This window comes from Brachyspira pulli (assembly GCF_036997785.1).
In the GTDB taxonomy this organism is placed as follows: domain Bacteria; phylum Spirochaetota; class Brachyspiria; order Brachyspirales; family Brachyspiraceae; genus Brachyspira; species Brachyspira pulli.
Map to the genome: position 1 here is coordinate 25,499 of NZ_JAWLQI010000018.1, position 18,407 is coordinate 43,905.

Annotated in this window: 16 protein-coding genes; 10 read left to right on the plus strand and 6 right to left on the minus strand. The window is 27.8% G+C overall.

Annotated features, from left to right (window positions below; genetic code table 11):
- Window positions 1-160 precede the first annotated feature (160 nt).
- The 3 genes from R4K56_RS05770 to R4K56_RS05780 form a co-directional block, all read right to left on the minus strand.
- A complete protein-coding gene (locus R4K56_RS05770) occupies window positions 161-724 on the minus strand; it encodes a GNAT family N-acetyltransferase (RefSeq protein WP_335772132.1) in 564 nt (187 codons plus the stop codon).
- Between the two features lie 223 nt (window positions 725-947).
- Window positions 948-1,100 (minus strand): hypothetical protein, encoded by a 153-nt coding sequence (locus R4K56_RS05775; RefSeq protein ID WP_335772131.1) that lies wholly within the window; start codon window positions 1,098-1,100, stop codon window positions 948-950.
- 174 nt (window positions 1,101-1,274) lie between these two features.
- The gene (locus R4K56_RS05780) at window positions 1,275-2,558 is read right to left on the minus strand and encodes a galactokinase (RefSeq protein WP_335772130.1); all 1,284 of its coding nucleotides are present in this window, start codon (window positions 2,556-2,558) and stop codon (window positions 1,275-1,277) included.
- Window positions 2,559-2,805: 247 nt separating this feature from the next.
- Between R4K56_RS05780 and R4K56_RS05785 the strand changes: the two genes are divergently transcribed.
- From R4K56_RS05785 to R4K56_RS05810, 6 genes are all read left to right on the plus strand, one after another.
- On the plus strand, window positions 2,806-4,662 hold the full coding sequence (locus tag R4K56_RS05785) for a methyl-accepting chemotaxis protein (RefSeq protein ID WP_335772129.1): 1,857 nt from the start codon (window positions 2,806-2,808) through the stop codon (window positions 4,660-4,662).
- A gap of 447 nt (window positions 4,663-5,109) precedes the next feature.
- Window positions 5,110-5,598, plus strand: a complete 489-nt coding sequence (locus R4K56_RS05790; protein WP_297245818.1) for a hypothetical protein — start codon at window positions 5,110-5,112, stop codon at window positions 5,596-5,598.
- Between the two features lie 22 nt (window positions 5,599-5,620).
- Window positions 5,621-7,318: a hypothetical protein gene (locus tag R4K56_RS05795; RefSeq protein WP_335772128.1), complete on the plus strand. Its 1,698-nt coding sequence runs from the start codon at window positions 5,621-5,623 to the stop codon at window positions 7,316-7,318.
- A gap of 36 nt (window positions 7,319-7,354) precedes the next feature.
- Window positions 7,355-7,753, plus strand: coding sequence for a hypothetical protein (locus R4K56_RS05800; RefSeq protein WP_300744036.1), 399 nt, complete (start codon window positions 7,355-7,357; stop codon window positions 7,751-7,753).
- Window positions 7,754-7,768: 15 nt separating this feature from the next.
- Window positions 7,769-8,227 (plus strand): hypothetical protein, encoded by a 459-nt coding sequence (locus R4K56_RS05805; protein ID WP_335772127.1) that lies wholly within the window; start codon window positions 7,769-7,771, stop codon window positions 8,225-8,227.
- Between the two features lies 1 nt (window position 8,228).
- On the plus strand, window positions 8,229-9,785 hold the full coding sequence (locus R4K56_RS05810) for an AAA family ATPase (RefSeq protein WP_297245811.1): 1,557 nt from the start codon (window positions 8,229-8,231) through the stop codon (window positions 9,783-9,785).
- A 49-nt stretch (window positions 9,786-9,834) separates the two neighbouring features.
- Here the strand turns inward: R4K56_RS05810 and R4K56_RS05815 are convergent, their stop codons facing one another.
- From R4K56_RS05815 to R4K56_RS05825, 3 genes are read right to left on the minus strand one after another with little or no spacing between them, the layout of a single operon-like run.
- Window positions 9,835-10,635, minus strand: coding sequence for a carbon-nitrogen hydrolase family protein (locus R4K56_RS05815; protein WP_335772126.1), 801 nt, complete (start codon window positions 10,633-10,635; stop codon window positions 9,835-9,837).
- On the minus strand, window positions 10,625-11,587 hold the full coding sequence (locus R4K56_RS05820) for a hypothetical protein (protein WP_335772125.1): 963 nt from the start codon (window positions 11,585-11,587) through the stop codon (window positions 10,625-10,627). The genes R4K56_RS05815 and R4K56_RS05820 overlap by 11 nt, the downstream gene beginning before the upstream one ends.
- Before the next feature lie 33 nt (window positions 11,588-11,620).
- Window positions 11,621-13,147, minus strand: a complete 1,527-nt coding sequence (locus R4K56_RS05825) for a phospholipase D-like domain-containing protein (RefSeq protein WP_335756605.1) — start codon at window positions 13,145-13,147, stop codon at window positions 11,621-11,623.
- A 257-nt stretch (window positions 13,148-13,404) separates the two neighbouring features.
- Between R4K56_RS05825 and R4K56_RS05830 the strand changes: the two genes are divergently transcribed.
- From R4K56_RS05830 to R4K56_RS05845, 4 genes are all read left to right on the plus strand, one after another.
- Window positions 13,405-13,980: an LSm family protein gene (locus R4K56_RS05830; protein WP_335772124.1), complete on the plus strand. Its 576-nt coding sequence runs from the start codon at window positions 13,405-13,407 to the stop codon at window positions 13,978-13,980.
- Window positions 13,981-14,019: 39 nt separating this feature from the next.
- Window positions 14,020-15,507, plus strand: a complete 1,488-nt coding sequence (gene nusA, locus R4K56_RS05835; RefSeq protein ID WP_335772123.1) for a transcription termination factor NusA — start codon at window positions 14,020-14,022, stop codon at window positions 15,505-15,507.
- A gap of 11 nt (window positions 15,508-15,518) precedes the next feature.
- Complete coding sequence (locus R4K56_RS05840) at window positions 15,519-16,415, plus strand: class I SAM-dependent methyltransferase (RefSeq protein ID WP_335772122.1); 897 nt, start codon at window positions 15,519-15,521, stop codon at window positions 16,413-16,415.
- A 129-nt stretch (window positions 16,416-16,544) separates the two neighbouring features.
- Complete coding sequence (locus tag R4K56_RS05845) at window positions 16,545-18,353, plus strand: methyl-accepting chemotaxis protein (protein ID WP_335772121.1); 1,809 nt, start codon at window positions 16,545-16,547, stop codon at window positions 18,351-18,353.
- The last annotated feature ends 54 nt before the right edge of the window (window positions 18,354-18,407 follow it).

The window sequence follows — 18,407 nt, forward strand, 5'->3', positions numbered from 1 at the left end:
ATTTATAAAAAATATTGTACTTTTACAAAATATATTGTTTTAGTATAATAACAATATAGTATAAATATCTTTGGAAATCAACATAAGTGTAAATATTATTGTAAATAAAATAAACAATTTTTTATTTTATTATTATGTTAAGTTGTAATTTATATTGAATTTATCTCCATTTATCAAGTTCATCTAATCTTGGCTTATACACTTTTTTGTATATTATTGATGTTATATTATCATGTTCTTCTTTGCTTTGTATTTTTCTGCTTGTCATGATTTTCATTTTCATGGTTGATATATTATTGCTTTTATCAATACAAGGCATATCATAATCATATTCTGCCAATATAAGACCGAAACGTTTATACCATTCTATGCGTTTTCTTGCTATTTCATCTAAATCATAAGGTTCTACTTCTATAACTATAAGTTTATTTTTTAGTATATCCAATATCTTTGTTAATACTTCAGAACCATATTTTTTGCCTCTTAAATTTTTATCTATAGCTAAATATTCACCGTAATTAAAATCTTCTAAATCCCAAAGCATAGTTAAACCGATTGGAGTATCATCATCTAATATAGCATAAAATTTATAATTATGATTATCTTTATTTTCTAATGTCATATCAAAATTCCATCTTTCTTCAGGAGGAAAAGCATCATTATATAAATTTCTGTAAAATTCTTTATTTTGTAAATTATCTTTCATTTCGATTAATTTAATCATAGAAAACCTCTTGTATTTATAATAGTCCGATTATATACTATTTTTTAATTATAGCAAATATAATTGTTAAAAAATTAATAAAGATTTATTTGGTATGATTTAGTACTAATTTTACACTTGCACTTTTTGCAACTTTTTGCGGCGGGAAAAAGTTGACTAAAAAATTACAAAGTTAAAAATTTTCAGTATATACCTAAACAACTATATTTTGTCAAAAATAAATTTATATTTTTGTTTTTATATCTGGGGCTTTGCCCCATACCCCAGTTCTTTTATTGGTATAAAAGAACCAAAAGAACTGCATTTTTATAGGATATACCATATATTTAATAGGCATGTTTTTAATATAAAGTTCTAGCAATTGCGTTTTTCGCATAGCGTATCCGAAGGATAAAAACTTTTTTGTGCGGCAAAAAAGTTGATAACATTTATATAAAGTGTATCAGTTGACAAAGTTAAAAATTTTTGGTATAAACAAAAAATATTTATAATAAAAAAGAGACAAAGTAAAATTTTACTTTGCCTCTTTATTTTATTAAATTTTAATATATTAGATTTCACATACAGGAGATTGTCTTACTCTTATTTTTACAGCACTTCCATCTCCGAATATAGAATCCATAAACTTTTTGTATTCATCAACTCTGCTTATAGGTACTAAAGCTTGTATAGTTCCAGCAAAACCGCCTCCATGTACACGGCAAGCACCTTCGCCTTTTAAGAAATCTTTTGTTAAGCATATACCTAAAGCAACTCCCATACTCTTAGAACTTGTAATAGAGAAACAGTTTTGTAAATACATAAAGCTTGAAAGTCCTGATTCATTCATAAGTTTTAAATATGTATTGATATCATTATTTTTTAAAGCGTTAATTTGATTTATTACTCTTTCATTTTCTTCTAAGAAGTGATAAGCTCTCATTACAGCTCTGTCTCCGATTTCAGCTCTTAATTTTGAAGCATTTTCTAATAATTGTTCTTTAGTGATATCTCTGCATACTTTTTTACCGAAGTAATTAGCTATGGCATTCATTTCTTCTCTTATAGCAGCATATTCATTTGTAAGTCCGCTATGGTCGCCTTTAGCATCTACTATCATCAAAGCATAACCAGCTTTTTCAAAATCATATTCAACTTTTTCTATAATAGGGTTATAATTGTCTTTAAAGTCTATAGACATAATTCCGCCTACAGAACATCCCATTTGATCCATAAGTCCGCAAGGCTTACCGAAATAAACATTTTCAGCATATTGACCGATTTTAGCTATTTCAACAGGGCTTATTTTATTATCATTGTATAAGGCATTTTGTATTTCACCAATTAAAGATTCAAAACTAGCAGAACTGCTTAATCCGCTTCCCATTAAAACTTTATTGTTTAATGATACTGTACAGCCTCCTATATTGTAACCTTTATTTTTTATTCCGGCACAAACACCTCTTATTAAAGCATTTGATTTACCGTATTCATCTTTATCTAATTCTAAATTATTTACATCTATCACATCAGGATTATTGGAGTAATCTGTATAAACTACTATTTTATTGTCATTTCTTTTAGCAACTAATGCTAATTTATCTAAATTGATAGAGGCAGTTAATACGCAGCCGTTATTATGGTCAGTATGGTTTCCTGATAACTCAGTTCTTCCAGAAGCACTAAATAAATATACTTCTTGACTTTTATCAATGTTCTCAAAGTGTTTTATAGTGTCTGATAATCTTCCATAAGCTTCAGATATGCTTTTTTCATCTCCTCCATAAATTGAGGAAAATTTTTCATCCATTTTTTTATCTTGTAGTAATTCTTTTAATTGGGCTATATTATACATACTTAATCCTTATTTTTTATGATATATCATGATATACAATAATATTAATTTTGTCAAAGAAAAAAATAAAATAAATTAATAAATATATTTTACAAATATTACATAAATTTACTTAATATTTACTTTTTATGTAAAAAAATAGCTATTTTTTAGTATTTTTAGTAAAAAATATTTACATAAATATAGACTTTTTATAGTTTTTGTAATATAATATTATTATAGTGATTAAGCCTTAAGGAGGTTATTTATGAAATTTATGCAAACTTTAAAATTTAAAATGCCTTTTGCTATTATATCTGCTGTAGTAATAATGTTATTAGTTCTTATGATAGTTGTTATTTCTGCTTCTTCTATTTTTATAGAAAAAACAGCTTTAAGAGGTTTTCAGGAAACAGCTGACGGTTATAGAGATTTAGTTTCAGTATGGTTAAACGATCAAAAGGATTTAACTTCTGTAATAGCTAAAGAATCTGAATTTTTGGATTATTTCAAAGATCCTAATGATTTGACTTTTACTATTGCTAAAACTGAATTGGAAGAATTAGTTAAGGAATTAAGCACATATGTTTCTTCTCTCTCTTTATATGATTTAAATGGAAATCTTTTAACAGATAGTTCAAGCGGAAGTACAATACAAACTAATATATCAGATAGAAGTTTATGGGAAAGATTTATAAAGACAGGATATCAGTATTCCATAGATGATGAGATAGAAATTTCTCCTCTTAGTCAAGAGTATGTTATCAGTATATTAGCAGGAGTTATTGACTATACAGGAAAGCCTGCTGGAGTTTTAGCAGCTGAATTAAAATGGAATAATTTCGCTAAAAAATATTTTTCTGAGATAACTATAGGAGAAACAGGAAATATTTACATTGTAGATGAAGATGGAAAAAGAGTAGCTCATAAAGATGTTAAAAAAATTAATACTATATCTGAAGGTTCAAGAAATGCTTTGCAGGCTGCATCTACTCAGAAAAAAGGATCGCTTCATTATGAAGATGAGGGAGAGAAAGTTATGGTATTTTCAAGACTTGATAATATAGATTGGATAATGTGTGTTACTATGCTTGACAGTGAATTTTATTCAGATAGAAATACGCTTATAATGATAACTATAGTTTTAAGTGTAATACTTCTTGTTATAACTTCGTTAATAGTTGGTATGTATGTTAATAAAAATATTTCTAGGGTTTTATCAAGAATAGCAAGCGATTTGAACAGACTTGGAAATGGAGATTTGACTGTATCAGCACCAACTAAATTTTTGACTAACAAATATCAAAATCATGAATTTGGAATAATAGCTAATGGATTTAATAATACTATAGAAAAATTAAAAAATATAGTAAGCAATATAATTGATTCTTCTAATAATATAGAATTAACATCAAAAGAATTAGCAAGAGGAAATAACGATTTAGCTTTAAGAACTCAATCTCAATCATCATCATTAGAGCAAACTGCTAGTTCTATGGAGCAAATGGCTTCTACAATAAAAAATTCTGCTGAAAAATCAGTTATAGGAAATAATATGATGAATGATTCAAAAAAATCGGTTGAGGAAGCAGGACTTATAATAGAAAGCACTACAAGAAGTATGGAAGCAGTTTTTGAAGCAAGCAGAAAAATAACTAATATAACTAAATTAATAGAAGATATTGCTTTTCAAACTAATATATTGGCACTTAATGCATCAGTTGAAGCAGCACGTGCTGGAGAGCAGGGAAGGGGATTCTCTGTTGTTGCTTCTGAAGTTAGAACTTTAGCTCAAAATACTCAAACTTCTGTTAAAAATATTACTTCATTAATATCTGATTCTGATGAGAAAATAAGAGTTGCTGCAGAAGCTGCAAGAAAATCACAGGAGATATTTATTGATATAAAAGATAAAATAGAAAATACTGCTGATATAATGAAAGATATTTCTCAAACTGCAGTAGAACAGCAAAGCGGAGTTGATCAAGTTAATCAGGCTGTATTAAAAATGGATGCAAGCACTCAGGAAAATGCTAGTTTGGTAGAACAGTCAAAAGAGGCTAGCATAACATTAAGCAGTGAAGCTCAGAAATTGATAGATGTTGTAAGTTATTTCAAATTATAATAATTTGTTGAAGTTAATAAAGTATTATCAAATAATTGATAATACTTTATTTTTTTAAAATATTATTGACATAATTACATATTATGTTATTATAATACAATAAAAAAAAGTTGATTATGTAGTATATGAAAAATAATCTCTAGTTAAATTCTCTCGAAAAGCGTTGAATATACTATAAATGATTGAAATGTATCAAAATTCTAATATTTAAAAATGTTGTTTTTTTATTATTATATACCTAAAATCATGTATAATGTACTGTTTTTTTTAAAAAATATTTTTTTTGTAACATTTATATTTATTTTAACATGATAAGTATGTTTTTTAAATTATAATTAATTTAAAAACCGTATTTTTAAATTAATTATAATTATTTTTTTTTAAATATTATTGACATAATTATATATCATGATATTATATTATAATAAAAAAAAGTTGAGTATTTTTATGCCTAAACCGATTTTTAATACAACACAATCCCAAAAAATTGAAACTAATGTAAGCACCTCAAAAAAGAATGGATTAAAAGTTGATGAGAAAGTATTGAGAGAGAAACTTAGAAAAAAGAGATCTGATAAGTATATGGAAGCTATAAAAGCTTTGGATGCTGGAGATGTAATGATGTCTCAAAAACAAAAAGAGGAATTGCTCAGTACAATAAAGGAAGAATTTGCTGATGTTTCTTCTATTTTTGTAGCATCTAATTTAATCGGTGTATTAGGTAAATGTTATTTAGGGGATACTTATGATGTTCATACTTTAGATATTTCAGGTATCATGATAATAGAACATTATAAAAGCAATCAAAAATTACCTAATGGTTTTGAATCTGCAAGGTCTTTATGTCAGCATCCTCAATACGAATTTATAGAAGTTTATGAAAAGTTTATGATTGCTGTTATGAGTGATGGTTCAACAGCAGTAATATCAAAATAATTATTATGGGAGGTGTTTATTCATGTCTAATGATCGTTTAGTCTCAAGAGCTAATCTTTCCGCTATAGAAGCTAATTTGGCGGCTATATCTGAGAGGGTATATCATATCTCTTCTATTGTTAATAATGTTGATGATAGAGTTATTCAGGTTGATGGAAAAGTTGATAATTTTTATTCTGAATTTATAAATTTAAGAGATGAGTTTGAAGAATTTGTAGGAGAGTCAAGAAGAATAGCTGCTTTGGCAGATGCTAAACAAAGCATAATGATATTGAAGCAGGAAATAGAAGAAAATTTCGGATATTATGATGAAGTGAGAAGGCATACTGTTGGAATATTAAATGCTAATGATGTTGGTATTGTAAGAAAAGAAACTATGGCAAATGCTACTGAGGAACTTATGATGAAAGCTCCTAGGTATTGGCTTGCTCCTGCATTGATAGCTCTTTCTGCTTGGATATCTGATGATAGAGAATTGGCTGAAAAAGCTCTGAAAGAAGCAATTAGAAGAGATGATGAAAAAACAAGTTTGCTTTTCTGTTTGATTAGCAGAAGGGCAGGAAAATTCAATGGTGCTTTAACTTGGCTTGACAGATATTTTTCTATGCAGGATCCGTCAAAGATGGAGAGAAGAATAGTTGTTGTTTTAGATGCATTTGCGAGCGGTTTATTTGGTCCTGATGCTAAAGGTTTATGCTCTGAGAAAATTGCTTTTTGGATAGATGAACTTTCAAGTAAAAGCGGATTTATAGAGAATCAAAGAGAACAATGGAGCAATGCTTTATATGATCAAATAGTTGATTTAGATGATAAAGAATATCCTCTTTTGCAGGAGTATAGCGAAACTTGGCCTAAACTTAAAGAAGTAATTAATTGGGCATATACTCATGAGGATATATATGATTATTTTTATGATATCTTTAATGCCGAAGTAAAAAATGTAGCTATGATATCAGATAAAATAGATGAGATATTAGATAATTTAGTAAATAATTATGATAATGAAGAATTACCTAAAAGAGCACTATTAAGAAAAAATGAACTTATTGTAGAAGAAGAGGGAGATACAGAAACTGCAGAAGAAAGATTTGATTCTGAGTTTCAGGCTTATGAAGAATACAGTGATTTTTCAGAACATCTTACAAATATAGCATTGTTTCCTGAGGCTACAGGGGCTCTCGTAGCCACACAGAAACTTGCTGTGTCTTTATCTAAAGATTGGATTATAGATGCATATACAGATTTAACAGCTAAAAGCAGAGCAGAAGTGCCAACAAATATAGATATAAGAATAAAAGATTGGCATGGTGTTACTCAGGACGGATCAAATGAAGAAGAACTCGTTCAGTCTTTAACAGAACATATTAATAGAGAGAGAACATACGAACTCAGCAAGAAAAAATGGATTCCAGCTTCTATTACAGTAGGTGTTATAGCTGTTATAGCTGCATTCTTACTAAGCAATTTACATATAATAGCATCTGTTGTTGTACTAGGATTGGCAGGATATAAGATATATAAATTAAACAAGGATTATAAAGATAGTATAAATAAGATCAATAGAGAATATGATGAATATTTAGAAAAATCTCTTACGGTTTTAAGAGGTATTTTGGCTGAAGTTGTGGATTACAGAAGTTTTTATGCAGAGAAGGACAGCGATTATAATAGGGTTATAGATTTCTTGAATAGTATATCTTCTGCAACATTAACAAATTAAAGTTTTTAAATGTGTAATTTATATTAAGGATTGTTTATGATTATTTTAGATGACAATGAAAAAGTTGATGGTTTAGAACCTATTGATGATAAAGATGAAAATCAAGAGGAGTCTGAAAATACTGATAACTATGATGATGTAAATGATGCTGAAAATTTAGAAGATGAAGAATATGATAATGATTCAGATGATGAAGATGTGGAAGATAGCGAAGACGATGATGATGACTATGACGAAGATGATTCAGATGATGACTATGACGACGAAGAAGATGACGAGGAAGAAGAAACAGAAGAAGAAAATTCTGTAAATGATCAGATTATAATACAGCCTAGGGCAAGTCTTCTTAATTCTTATAATGATATGTCTGAAAGTTTTCCTAAATGGGATTTGATGCCTCCGGCTGTACCTATAAAAAGGGTAAGAAGAAAATAATTTAAGGAATATATTATGATAAAATCTCCAAAAACATATTTTGAATGGACTAAAATTTTAGATACATTAAAAAGTTCATCTCCTTCAGATACTGAAATACTTGAAGCAATAAATAATGGTGTTATAGAATCTGGAAATTATGAGAGATTATTCACAAAGCTGCAAGAAACTATAGAGTATAGAATGAAAAAAGCAGATGAAAAATTTGACTCTATTACAGGTAAAACAACAAATATTGATATTTTATCTCCTGCATTAAACAATTTAAAAAGAGAATATACTTTTCTTTTGAAGATAGTTAAAGCACAGTCTATATTGAATGTGTCTAAGGAGTATTCTGATAAATTTGTAGAGTTTATAAAAAGTTCAGCTGATACAGTACAGCAGAGTTTAGAAGATTCCGCTGCTTCAGATAGAACAGGATTTTTAAAGAAGATAATAAAGAGTACTAGAGTAAATGATTTAGGAGTATAATATGAATTATAAAGAATGTAAAGAAAAATTAAAAAGATATTCCCTTGCTAGAATACCTTTTATTCCTTTTTATACAATAGAAAGACAAAGAGCATTAGATATTTTGAGAGAAACAGCTAAGGATCTTTCATTGCCTTTTTATGTTCATACATTATCAAAAGGTATGTATGATATAGTTACAGAAAAATCTGTTAATGATGATAAAACAGTTATAGGAGCTTTAGATTTTATAGCTGAACAAATAAATTTAAAGGCTAATTTAACTTTTATTTTTACAGATGTTTCAGAATTGGATGCAGATACAACTACTGCAAGATATATTTTTGATATAGTAAATTTAGCAGAAGAAAAAGGTGCTTCTATTATAGTTATTACTCAGGATACTGTATGGTCTAATTTACAGAGATTGGGTATGAGTTTAGATTTGGATTTGCCTTCAGAAGATGAGGTTTATGATATTATAGCAGAAAATATAGAACCTTATAAAAATAGCATAAAAGTTGATTGGGACGAAAATGATTATAGAGAAGCTGCTTTAACTCTTACAGGTATTACTAAAGTAGAAATACAGAATGTAATAGTTTCTTTGATAGCAAGCAGACATATAAAGAAAGCTGATTTGCTTGAATTAAAATTTGCAAAAGATAAATTATTTTCAGATATAAACGGTCTTGAAAAAATAGAAGTATCATCTGATATAGCAGATGTAGGAGGACTTGGAGGATTAAAGAATTGGCTTAATGATAAGAAGAAGCTTCAGGTATCAGAAAAGAGAGATGAATTAACAAAAAGAGGATTAAATCCGCCTAGAGGAATATTATTAGTAGGAGTACCTGGATGCGGAAAATCTCTTTCTGCTAAGGCGGTTGCTTCGTATTGGAATTTACCTCTTTATAGATTAGATTTTGCCACTGTTCAGGGACAGTATGTTGGTCAGAGTGAGCAGCAGCTTAAAGAAGCTTTTCAAACTGCTGAAAGAGTTTCCCCATGTGTTTTATGGATAGATGAAATAGAGAAGGGACTTTCAGGCGGCGGTTCTGATTCTTCAGGCGTTACAACTAGAATGATAGGTCAGTTTTTATTTTGGATGCAGGAATGCAAAAAGATGGTATTCGTTGTTGCAACTGCAAATGATGTATCCGAACTTCCTTCAGAGCTTTTAAGAAGAGGAAGATTTGATGAATTATTCTTTATAGATTTGCCTTCAGAAGAGGAGAGAAAAGATATTATTAATTTGTATTTAAAAAAATATTTGAATTCTTCTGTAGATGAAAATACATTAAAAGAACTTATTGAAATAACTGACGGCTTTACCGGTGCAGATTTAGAATCATCAATTAGAGATGTAGCGTATAGGGTTATTGCAAATGATGATCTTAAGTTTACAAGTGAGCTTATTATAAATGCACTTAAAAATGTTATTCCGCTTTCAAAGACTAGCCCTGAAAAAATAGAGTATATAAGAGATTGGGGAAGGGAAAGAGCCGTACCTGCTTCAAATATACCTATAGGCGGCAAAAACGATGATAATAAATTAGTAAGAAGGGTTTTGGTATAATATATTGTATATAAATAATGGGCTTGGTTATGTAAATCAGGCTCATTATTTAAATTGTATAATGCCTTTTTATTTCTTTCATAAAATCAGAACATATTATATTTTGTCTTTTTGTTTTTATTTCTAAATCTGCACTTATATATTTGTTTATTTTATTATCATTTTCTATATCGCTTAAAAAATTTCCTTTTTCATCACATATAAAACTTTTTCCTATAAAATCAGCTTCCATAATAGAATTTTTTTCTACTCCTATACGATTGCATAATACAATAGGAGTTAGATTTTCTATTGCTCTGATTCTTGCTATTTCAAATGTTGTAGATGAACCAAAATTACCAAGCACACATATTAAATTACTTCCATTTAGTATTTGTTTTCTTGATATCTCAGTAAACCATAAATCAAAGCATATTTGTACTGATATATTAAAACCATTTATATTAAAAATTAAATCAGCGTTATTTATATCTCCAGAGTCAAAGAAATTTTTTTCAAAATCTGATAAATGTATTTTTCTGTATATGCCTTTAATATTTCCTTTTTCTATTATTATGGCTGAATTATAAATTTTATCTTCATACTTTTCAGGAAAACCTGCAATTATAGAAGTGTCATTGTCTTTTGATATTTTTACTAAATTATTTATAAATATACCATCTTCTATATTTTCAGAGATTCTTTTAACTTCTTCTCTATCTTCAAATAAATATCCATTAGATGATAATTCAGGCAATATTATTAAATCGGATTTGTATTTATTATTTATTTCATGTACAAAATTATTTATTATTTCTAAATTTTTATATTTATCTTTTTGTACATCAAATTCAATGGCATTAATTATCATTTGAAGTTACTATTGCCTCTTTATATCCCCTCTCTTCTAATAATGTTTTTATTTTCTTATCCCATATTTTATCATCAGTTATTACTGTAACATATTTCAATCGAGGAGCAGTTTCTTTTGAAAGCATATCAATATTAAAGCATTTTATATTTTCTAATATCAATCTTCTTATTCTAGGGTGATTTAATATTGAATCCATATTTTCGAGGTTTCTTAAATTGGTGAGTCTTACTTTTTCTAATTCTTCTAAATTATCAAAGTTAGGCAATTCTGTCATTGCTGGTATATTATTAAGCTCTAATGATTTAAGAGTTTTCATATTGGATAAAAAGTTAAAAGATTTTATATTTTTACCTTTTTCTAAATATAATTCCTCTATACAAGGAAGTTTTTTAGGCATTTCTTCTTCATGCGATACGCCGGAAAGAATAGCAATTTTTTTCAAATTAGGATTCTTGTCAAATGATTCCATTCTGAATGTACCGGCACCTATTTCCTTTATAGTTGGTCTTGCTGCTAAATAAACATCTTGCCTTAATGTTAATCCGTTTTCTATATATACGCTCTCTAAATTTTCTATATTATCAAGAGGTTTTAATTCCATATCTTTCAATAAATCACCGTATAAATGAAGACTTTTTAAATTTATTAGTCTTGCAAATATATTTACGCTTTTTAAAGGTTTCTTTAATGAGGCATGATATATTAGATTTTGAATATCAGGCAAAACCATTAATAAATCATTTCCCATTACATTATTTTTATAAGATTCATTTCTGTCAGATGATATATTTAAGAAAAAGTCGTTTCTAGTTCTTAATATTTCATTAAGAGTTGGTATATTTTCTTTTGGTATACCTATATCATCTACAAATAAAGTCAGACTCTCTTTGGAAAGTCCTAAATCAAAGAGGCTTTGATTATCTAATTCAGATATTTTTATATTTCTCATAATTTTTACCTAAAAATTTTATTTAAATAATGATTAAAGGACTGGTGCTATTATTCTGCAAGCTGAGTTTCTAAGTCTTACAAGTGCAGGCTGTTTAGAATATTCTTCTAATGTTATTTTATGGGAGTTCATCATATCTTTTTTGAACATATCCTCAAATTTTTTAGCTGTATCTGCATCATATATAACCGCATTCATCTCATAATGTAAATAAAAGCTTCTTATATCCATATTACAGGTACCGCAAGATACTATTCTTCCGTCCATAACGCAGAATTTACTATGTAGGAATCCTTTTTCGTATAAATATATATTAACTCCGGCTTTGAGCAAAGTTTCAAAATAAGTTTGAGCAACCCACCAAGCTACTAATTTATCAGGTTTTCCTGTAATCATTAAATTAACATTAACTTCAGATAAAGCAGCATTCTCTAATGCAATTAAAAAAGCATCATCTGGAACAAAATAAGGACTTTCTATATAAATAGTTTCTTTTGCTTCTTCTATCATTTTAGAATATACTTTTTGTATGCTGTCCCAATTTGAATCTGGGCCTGAAGTTATTATTTGAACTGGAAGGAATTTATCAGTTGTTGCCAAAGGAAATAAATCTTTCCTTATTATAGAAAGTTTTTCCTCATTTAAATCTTTATTGGCAAATTTTATTTTTCTTGAATGTTTATGTTTGTTTTCTTTTGCATCAAATACGTCTAAATCTCTGCCTCCTGCATTATACCAATCACATACAAATACATTCTGTATAAGATTGCAGGAATCACCAACTATTCTCATATGAACATCTTTCCAAGATTCAAAACGTTTTCCTCCGTCTATATATTCCTGTCCTAAATTCATTCCTCCCATATATGAAACCACCCCATCAACTACTACTATTTTTCTGTGATTTCTATAATTAACGAATCTAGTCCATAATATAGAGAAAGGATCATGATAATATAAGAATTTTATTCCATGTGCTTTTAATTCTTTTTTGTATTTGTGGCTTATTCTTTTTAAAGAACCAACTCCGTCAAATATTAATCTTATTTCTACTCCCTGATCAGCTTTTTTTATGAGTACATCTTTTATTCTTTCACCTAATTTATCACTTCTCCATATAAAATATTCCATATGTATTGTTTTTTCTGCTAATTTTAAATCTTGTATCATAGCATTAAAAAGTTCTTCGCCGTCATCAAATATAGAAACTTCATTTTGTACAGTAATTAAAGAATAACCGCTTCTGATTGCAAGTTTTACTAAATTAATATTCTTTTCATAATTACCTTTCATATCATCAAGGATTTTAATTTGGGTTTTTAAAAGCGATGAGAAATGTTTTTTTATCATATCTTCAGGAAGTTTTGCTGATATTTTTCTTTTAGATTTTTTCCAATCCATTCCTAAAAATATATAAAATATTACTCCTACATAAGGCAAGAATACTAGAACCGTAAGCCAAGCAATAAAAGAATAAGGCGGCCTATTTTCAAGCAGCATTTTTATTGCTATTGATACAACATACAAAAAAAATATAATCGTTAATATATAAAACAGCATATCTCTAATCTATACACAATTTCCCTAAAATATCTATTTACTTTCAAAGGATAATATAGAAAATAATAAAAGTCAAGAAAATCACATTAACATAATAATAAATTTATTAAAGTACTTGACAAATTTCCTTAGTACTGTACAATAATTATACTTCCGAAAATATTTGTAATGAAGGGCGTTGGTTTTCTTTCATTTGAGAGAGACCGACACTCTTTTTTTATATAGAGGAAAATACATTAAATAATAACAGTTTTTATATGAGTAATAAGAATAATAAAATAAAACCTCAAAAACAAAAAGAATACGGCAGAGAGCCTAAAAAAAAGAAATTTCCAAAAAAAGAAAAATTAAATAAAAAGACAGATGATAATATTATTGATGAAAACTTGTTATTTGATGGTATAAAAGATGTATTGGAAAATAAAGGCATATATTTATTGGATTTGAAGGTAAGAAATATTTCAGACAATAAAAAAGTATATGGCGTTATCTTTAAAAAGAAAGAAAGTGTTTCACATACTCATTGTATAGAAACTACAAGAATAATTCAGGAATGTATAAAATCCAATGGTTATGATGAAGGAGATTATACTATCACTGTATCAAGTGCTGGTTTTAGATGGAAATTTGACAGCAGATATGAATTATTTGAAGATATGCCTATAAAAATAAAATATAGAAACGGTGAAGATTTTGTTACTACTTATGCCGTATTAAAAGAAGCTAAAGATGATTATATTGTAATTAGTGTTATTGATGAAGAAAATATCACTAATGAAAAAAATATCAAAATATTAAAAAATGATATCATAAAAGCAAGATTAAATTGTTAATATTTATTATATATACAAAATAAAAAATGGAGAATTAAAATGTTTGAAAACGTTGGAACTTATTTACAGCAGCTTTCTGATGAAAAGGATATTAGTGTAGATCTTTTGAAAGAAGTTATAGAATCTACTATGGTTTTGGCTTTAAAAAAGAAATATGGCAATGATATAAATTTTCATATTCATTTTGATAATAAAAATAATCCTACTGTATATAAGGGAGCTAACGTTGTAGAAGAAGTTAGAGATAAAAATAAAGAAATATCTCTAGTAGAAGCTAAAAAATTGGATCAGGATATCAATTTGGGCGATGAAGTTTTGATACTTGTAGATCAAGTAGAGGCTTTCGGAAGAATAGAAAGTATGGTAGCTAAAACTACATTCTTCCAAAAAATATCAGACCTTGAAAAAAATCTTATATATAATGAATTTAAAAGAAGAGAAAATCAGTTAGTAAATGGATACTTCCAAAGAGAACATAAAGGTACTATTTATGTGAATTTAGGTAAAACAGAAGGTGAATTACAGAAAAAAGACCAATCTCCTAGAGAACATTATGCAGTTGGTGACAGAATAAGAGCTTATATATATAAAGTTCAGGGCGGAAAAGATGATAAAGGAAAAGAACTTCCAACTAAAATATTATTAACTAGAACAAAAGCTGATTTTATAAAGAAACTTTTTGAATTAGAGATACCAGAAATAGCTGACGGTACAATAGAAATAAAAAATGTTGTAAGACAGCCGGGCTTAAAAATCAAAGTAGCTGTTGTATCAAATAAACCTGAAGTTGACCCTATAGGAGCATGTATAGGACAAAAAGGTATACGTATACAATCAATAATAAAAGAAATTGAAGGTGAGAAAATAGACGTTGTAAAATGGTCTAAAGATATTAGGGAATATATTGCTGAGGCTATAACACCTGCTAAACCTATAAGAATTATTATTACAGATCCGGAAAAGAAAGAAGCTATGATAATAATACCAGATGAGCAGCTTTCTTTAGCACTTGGTAAGAGCGGTTACAATGTTAAACTTGCTTCACAGCTTACAGGATATTATTTTGATATTAAAACAGAAACAGATATTAAAGAAAATCCAGAATTGTTGAAAGATATAGTTCCATTGAATCAAATATTCTCTGATACAGCAGAAGAAGCTGAAGATACTGCTGAACAAACTGAAGTGGCAGAAGTATTTGAAAGCAACCTTTATTCTTTACAGGGCGTTGAAGAATCTATCATTAAAACTCTTATTGAAAATAATATTAATTCTATCGAAGAATTATACAATTTATCATCTGAAGAAATTATGGAAAAAACTAACCTTGATAAAGATACAGTTGATAATTTGATGCTTGTAATGAAAGATGTTGTTGAAATAGTTGAAGGTGAAGATGATTATGAAACTACTTCAGAAGAAGTTGTTGAAGAAATAGAAGTATATGAATGTCCTAACTGCGGATCAAGCATTACAGAGGGTATGACTAAATGTCCTAAATGCGGAATAGAGCTTTCTTTTGAATAATTGAGTTATATATGCAATGTGAGGTTTGCGGAAGCGAAAATTATACTGAAGTTGGCATCATAAAGAATGTATGGCAAAATGATAAAAAAGTTTATCAATGTAATAACTGTAAATTATACTTTATAGAATTGCCTACAGATGAAGAAATATACCTTTTATATAAAAATGAATATCATAATAATATAAAAAATAAATTATTTGAGATGGCTAAAAGCAAAATGCGTTATGCTAGAAGCCTATCTCAATTTAATTTTATTAATAAGCATATAGACTGTAAAAATAAAAAAGTATGTGAAATAGGTGCTTTTGACGGTTTATTATTAAGCATATTCAAGAAAAATAATTGTGATGTTTATGGATATGAGCTTAATGATAATGCCAGAGCTTATGCTAAAAATAAATATGATATTGATTTGAATCCTAACTTCTTAGAAAGTAAAAATAAATATGATATTATAATTCTTTCGCATGTTATTGAGCATTTTAAAGATGCAAAAAATGTTTTATTAAAAATAAAAGGTATGCTCAATGAAAATGGATACATATATATAGAAGTTCCGAATTCTCCTATGATTGATCAATGCAGTCATGAAATGTTAATTAGATATTTATCTACAGAACATATCGTTAATTTTAACATGTCAAATTTGAAGATGTTTGTAGAATCTTCAAAATTAAATATTATAGAATGTGTATACAGTAATTATTCTGTATCTAATAAAAATGAAAGTTTGAGAGCCAATATTTTAGAGGGTAGTTTGCCAAGTATTTCTAATTTATTTTCTTTTGGTCTGTTTAGTCTTAAAACGTTTATTGTGCCGAAATCTACATTTATAGAGTATTATGATAACAATAATATATGGTCTTATGGTGAAAATATCAGAATAATAGCACAAATTAGTATGTAAATATACCAATATATAACTTTTTATAGATTTTTATAAAAAAAATTATAATTATTTTTGACTTTATTTTTATAATGTTTATTATTTAAAATATAAGTTCTTTTATTTTAATTTTATATATGGGGTTTTACTATGAAAAACATGTTAATGATCAAATTCTTGGCGCCTTTTATAATACTTCTAATGATACTTTTTATTGTAATATCTTTTGTTTACAGACCTATATATAGGGATAGGTTTTTAAATGAAAGATATCTTAAAACATTAGAAGCTAAAACAAGAACAGAAGGGTATGTCGAGGAACTCAAAAATACAATATATGTCATGGGAGCTTATCTGGAATCCAATCCTAGTTGGGTAGAATTCGGTAATTTTTTAACCAATGTACAAAAGCTAAATTCCGGATATTTAAATGTTTATTTTGGAGGAAGCCTTCCTTATCCGCAAGGCGGTGTTTTTATGAACACTTTAGAAGTTTATCCATTAACTTATGACCAAACCTCCAGAGATTGGTATAAAGACTCTGTAGCTACCAATGGCATAATGATTAGTGCTCCATATATTGATTTCGCTGTTAAGAAACTTACAGTAACATTTGGTAAATCAGTTTATACTAATGGAGCTTTAAAAGGTGTTTGTGCAATAGATTTTGCCAATATTAATAGTATAGCTGAAAGTTTAAAGAAAAATTTCAAAGAAGAAGTTTACATTGTTTCTGAAGATGGTATTTTTATGACTCATGATAATGAGGATTACATCTTAAATGAAAAAAATAATTTATTTACTTATGAAATATTCGCTGATTTCAAAAATAATTTATCATCTCATATTGGAGATTTAGATATAGTTGGTGATGAATGGTATTCTATTCAAAAAACTGATAATGCTCCTTGGTTATTGGTATTTAAAGGAAGTGCTAAGCCTTTCTATTCTCAATTTACATTTTTAATGATGTATTTATTCTTATGTATTGTACTTCTTATAGTATTGGAATGTTTATTAGTAGCAAGAATAGTTATACCTTTATCTAAGAATTTATATCATGCTATTGATATAATGAAATTGATACAAGATGGAAGATTTGACAGTAAATTTGATGAAAATGATTTAAATAGAAAAGATGTAGCTGGTGTATTATCCAATTCTATTAATGATATGCAGCTTATAATGCATAATATAGTTGCTGAATTAAAAAGTAATATATCTGTAATTAATAATTCTTCTGAGAAAATATCAGGCGGTATAGATGATTTATCAGATAGAACATCATCTCAGGCAGCAGCTGTTGAAGAAATTACAGGTTCTATAGAAAATTTACTATCAGCAATATCTAATACATCAAAGAATTCTTATGAAGCTAAGAATATGAGTTCTAAAGTTACAGAATCAAGTCAGCATGGTGTATCTGCTGTTGGTGAAATATCTAATAATATGATAGAGATATCTGAATCAAGTAAGGAAATATCTAATATTACAAAATTGATACAGTCTATAGCATTTCAAACTAACATATTGGCACTTAATGCAGCTGTTGAGGCAGCACGTGCCGGAGAGCAGGGAAGGGGATTTGCTGTTGTTGCTTCCGAAATTAGAGCTTTGGCACAGAATGTTAATGAGGCAGCAGGAAATATTACAGATATTATAGAAACAACTGTTGCTAAGATACAGGTAGGAGATGAGTCTGTTAAACGTTCTTTGGATATACTTTTGGAGATAGAAAAGTCTGCTAAAGATGTTTCTGATATACTTATAAAAATATATGAAGCTGCTTCAGAAGAAGAAGAAAGCGTTAAGCAAATTAATATAGCTATGAATGAATTAAATAGCATCACTCAAGAAAATGCTGAACTTGTTAATGAAAGTTCCATACTTGGAAAAGAAGTTGTAGCTGGTACTAATAATTTATATTCTGAACTTGAGTATTTCAAACTTAATTCTTAATAAACATTAAAAATAAAAGGAGCAGTTATTTTATATAGCCGCTCCTTTTTTATT

Excerpts from the sequence above, each read along its gene's own strand:
- R4K56_RS05770 (WP_335772132.1), bottom strand. The coding sequence starts at position 724 with ATGATTAAATTAATCGAAATGAAAGATAATTTACAAAATAAAGAATTT.
- R4K56_RS05775 (WP_335772131.1), bottom strand. The coding sequence starts at position 1,100 with ATGCGAAAAACGCAATTGCTAGAACTTTATATTAAAAACATGCCTATT.
- R4K56_RS05780 (WP_335772130.1), bottom strand. The coding sequence starts at position 2,558 with ATGTATAATATAGCCCAATTAAAAGAATTACTACAAGATAAAAAAATG.
- R4K56_RS05785 (WP_335772129.1), top strand. The coding sequence starts at position 2,806 with ATGAAATTTATGCAAACTTTAAAATTTAAAATGCCTTTTGCTATTATA.
- R4K56_RS05790 (WP_297245818.1), top strand. The coding sequence starts at position 5,110 with ATGCCTAAACCGATTTTTAATACAACACAATCCCAAAAAATTGAAACT.
- R4K56_RS05795 (WP_335772128.1), top strand. The coding sequence starts at position 5,621 with ATGTCTAATGATCGTTTAGTCTCAAGAGCTAATCTTTCCGCTATAGAA.
- R4K56_RS05800 (WP_300744036.1), top strand. The coding sequence starts at position 7,355 with ATGATTATTTTAGATGACAATGAAAAAGTTGATGGTTTAGAACCTATT.
- R4K56_RS05805 (WP_335772127.1), top strand. The coding sequence starts at position 7,769 with ATGATAAAATCTCCAAAAACATATTTTGAATGGACTAAAATTTTAGAT.
- R4K56_RS05810 (WP_297245811.1), top strand. The coding sequence starts at position 8,229 with ATGAATTATAAAGAATGTAAAGAAAAATTAAAAAGATATTCCCTTGCT.
- R4K56_RS05815 (WP_335772126.1), bottom strand. The coding sequence starts at position 10,635 with ATGATAATTAATGCCATTGAATTTGATGTACAAAAAGATAAATATAAA.
- R4K56_RS05820 (WP_335772125.1), bottom strand. The coding sequence starts at position 11,587 with ATGAGAAATATAAAAATATCTGAATTAGATAATCAAAGCCTCTTTGAT.
- R4K56_RS05825 (WP_335756605.1), bottom strand. The coding sequence starts at position 13,147 with ATGCTGTTTTATATATTAACGATTATATTTTTTTTGTATGTTGTATCA.
- R4K56_RS05830 (WP_335772124.1), top strand. The coding sequence starts at position 13,405 with ATGAGTAATAAGAATAATAAAATAAAACCTCAAAAACAAAAAGAATAC.
- nusA (WP_335772123.1), top strand. The coding sequence starts at position 14,020 with ATGTTTGAAAACGTTGGAACTTATTTACAGCAGCTTTCTGATGAAAAG.
- R4K56_RS05840 (WP_335772122.1), top strand. The coding sequence starts at position 15,519 with ATGCAATGTGAGGTTTGCGGAAGCGAAAATTATACTGAAGTTGGCATC.
- R4K56_RS05845 (WP_335772121.1), top strand. The coding sequence starts at position 16,545 with ATGAAAAACATGTTAATGATCAAATTCTTGGCGCCTTTTATAATACTT.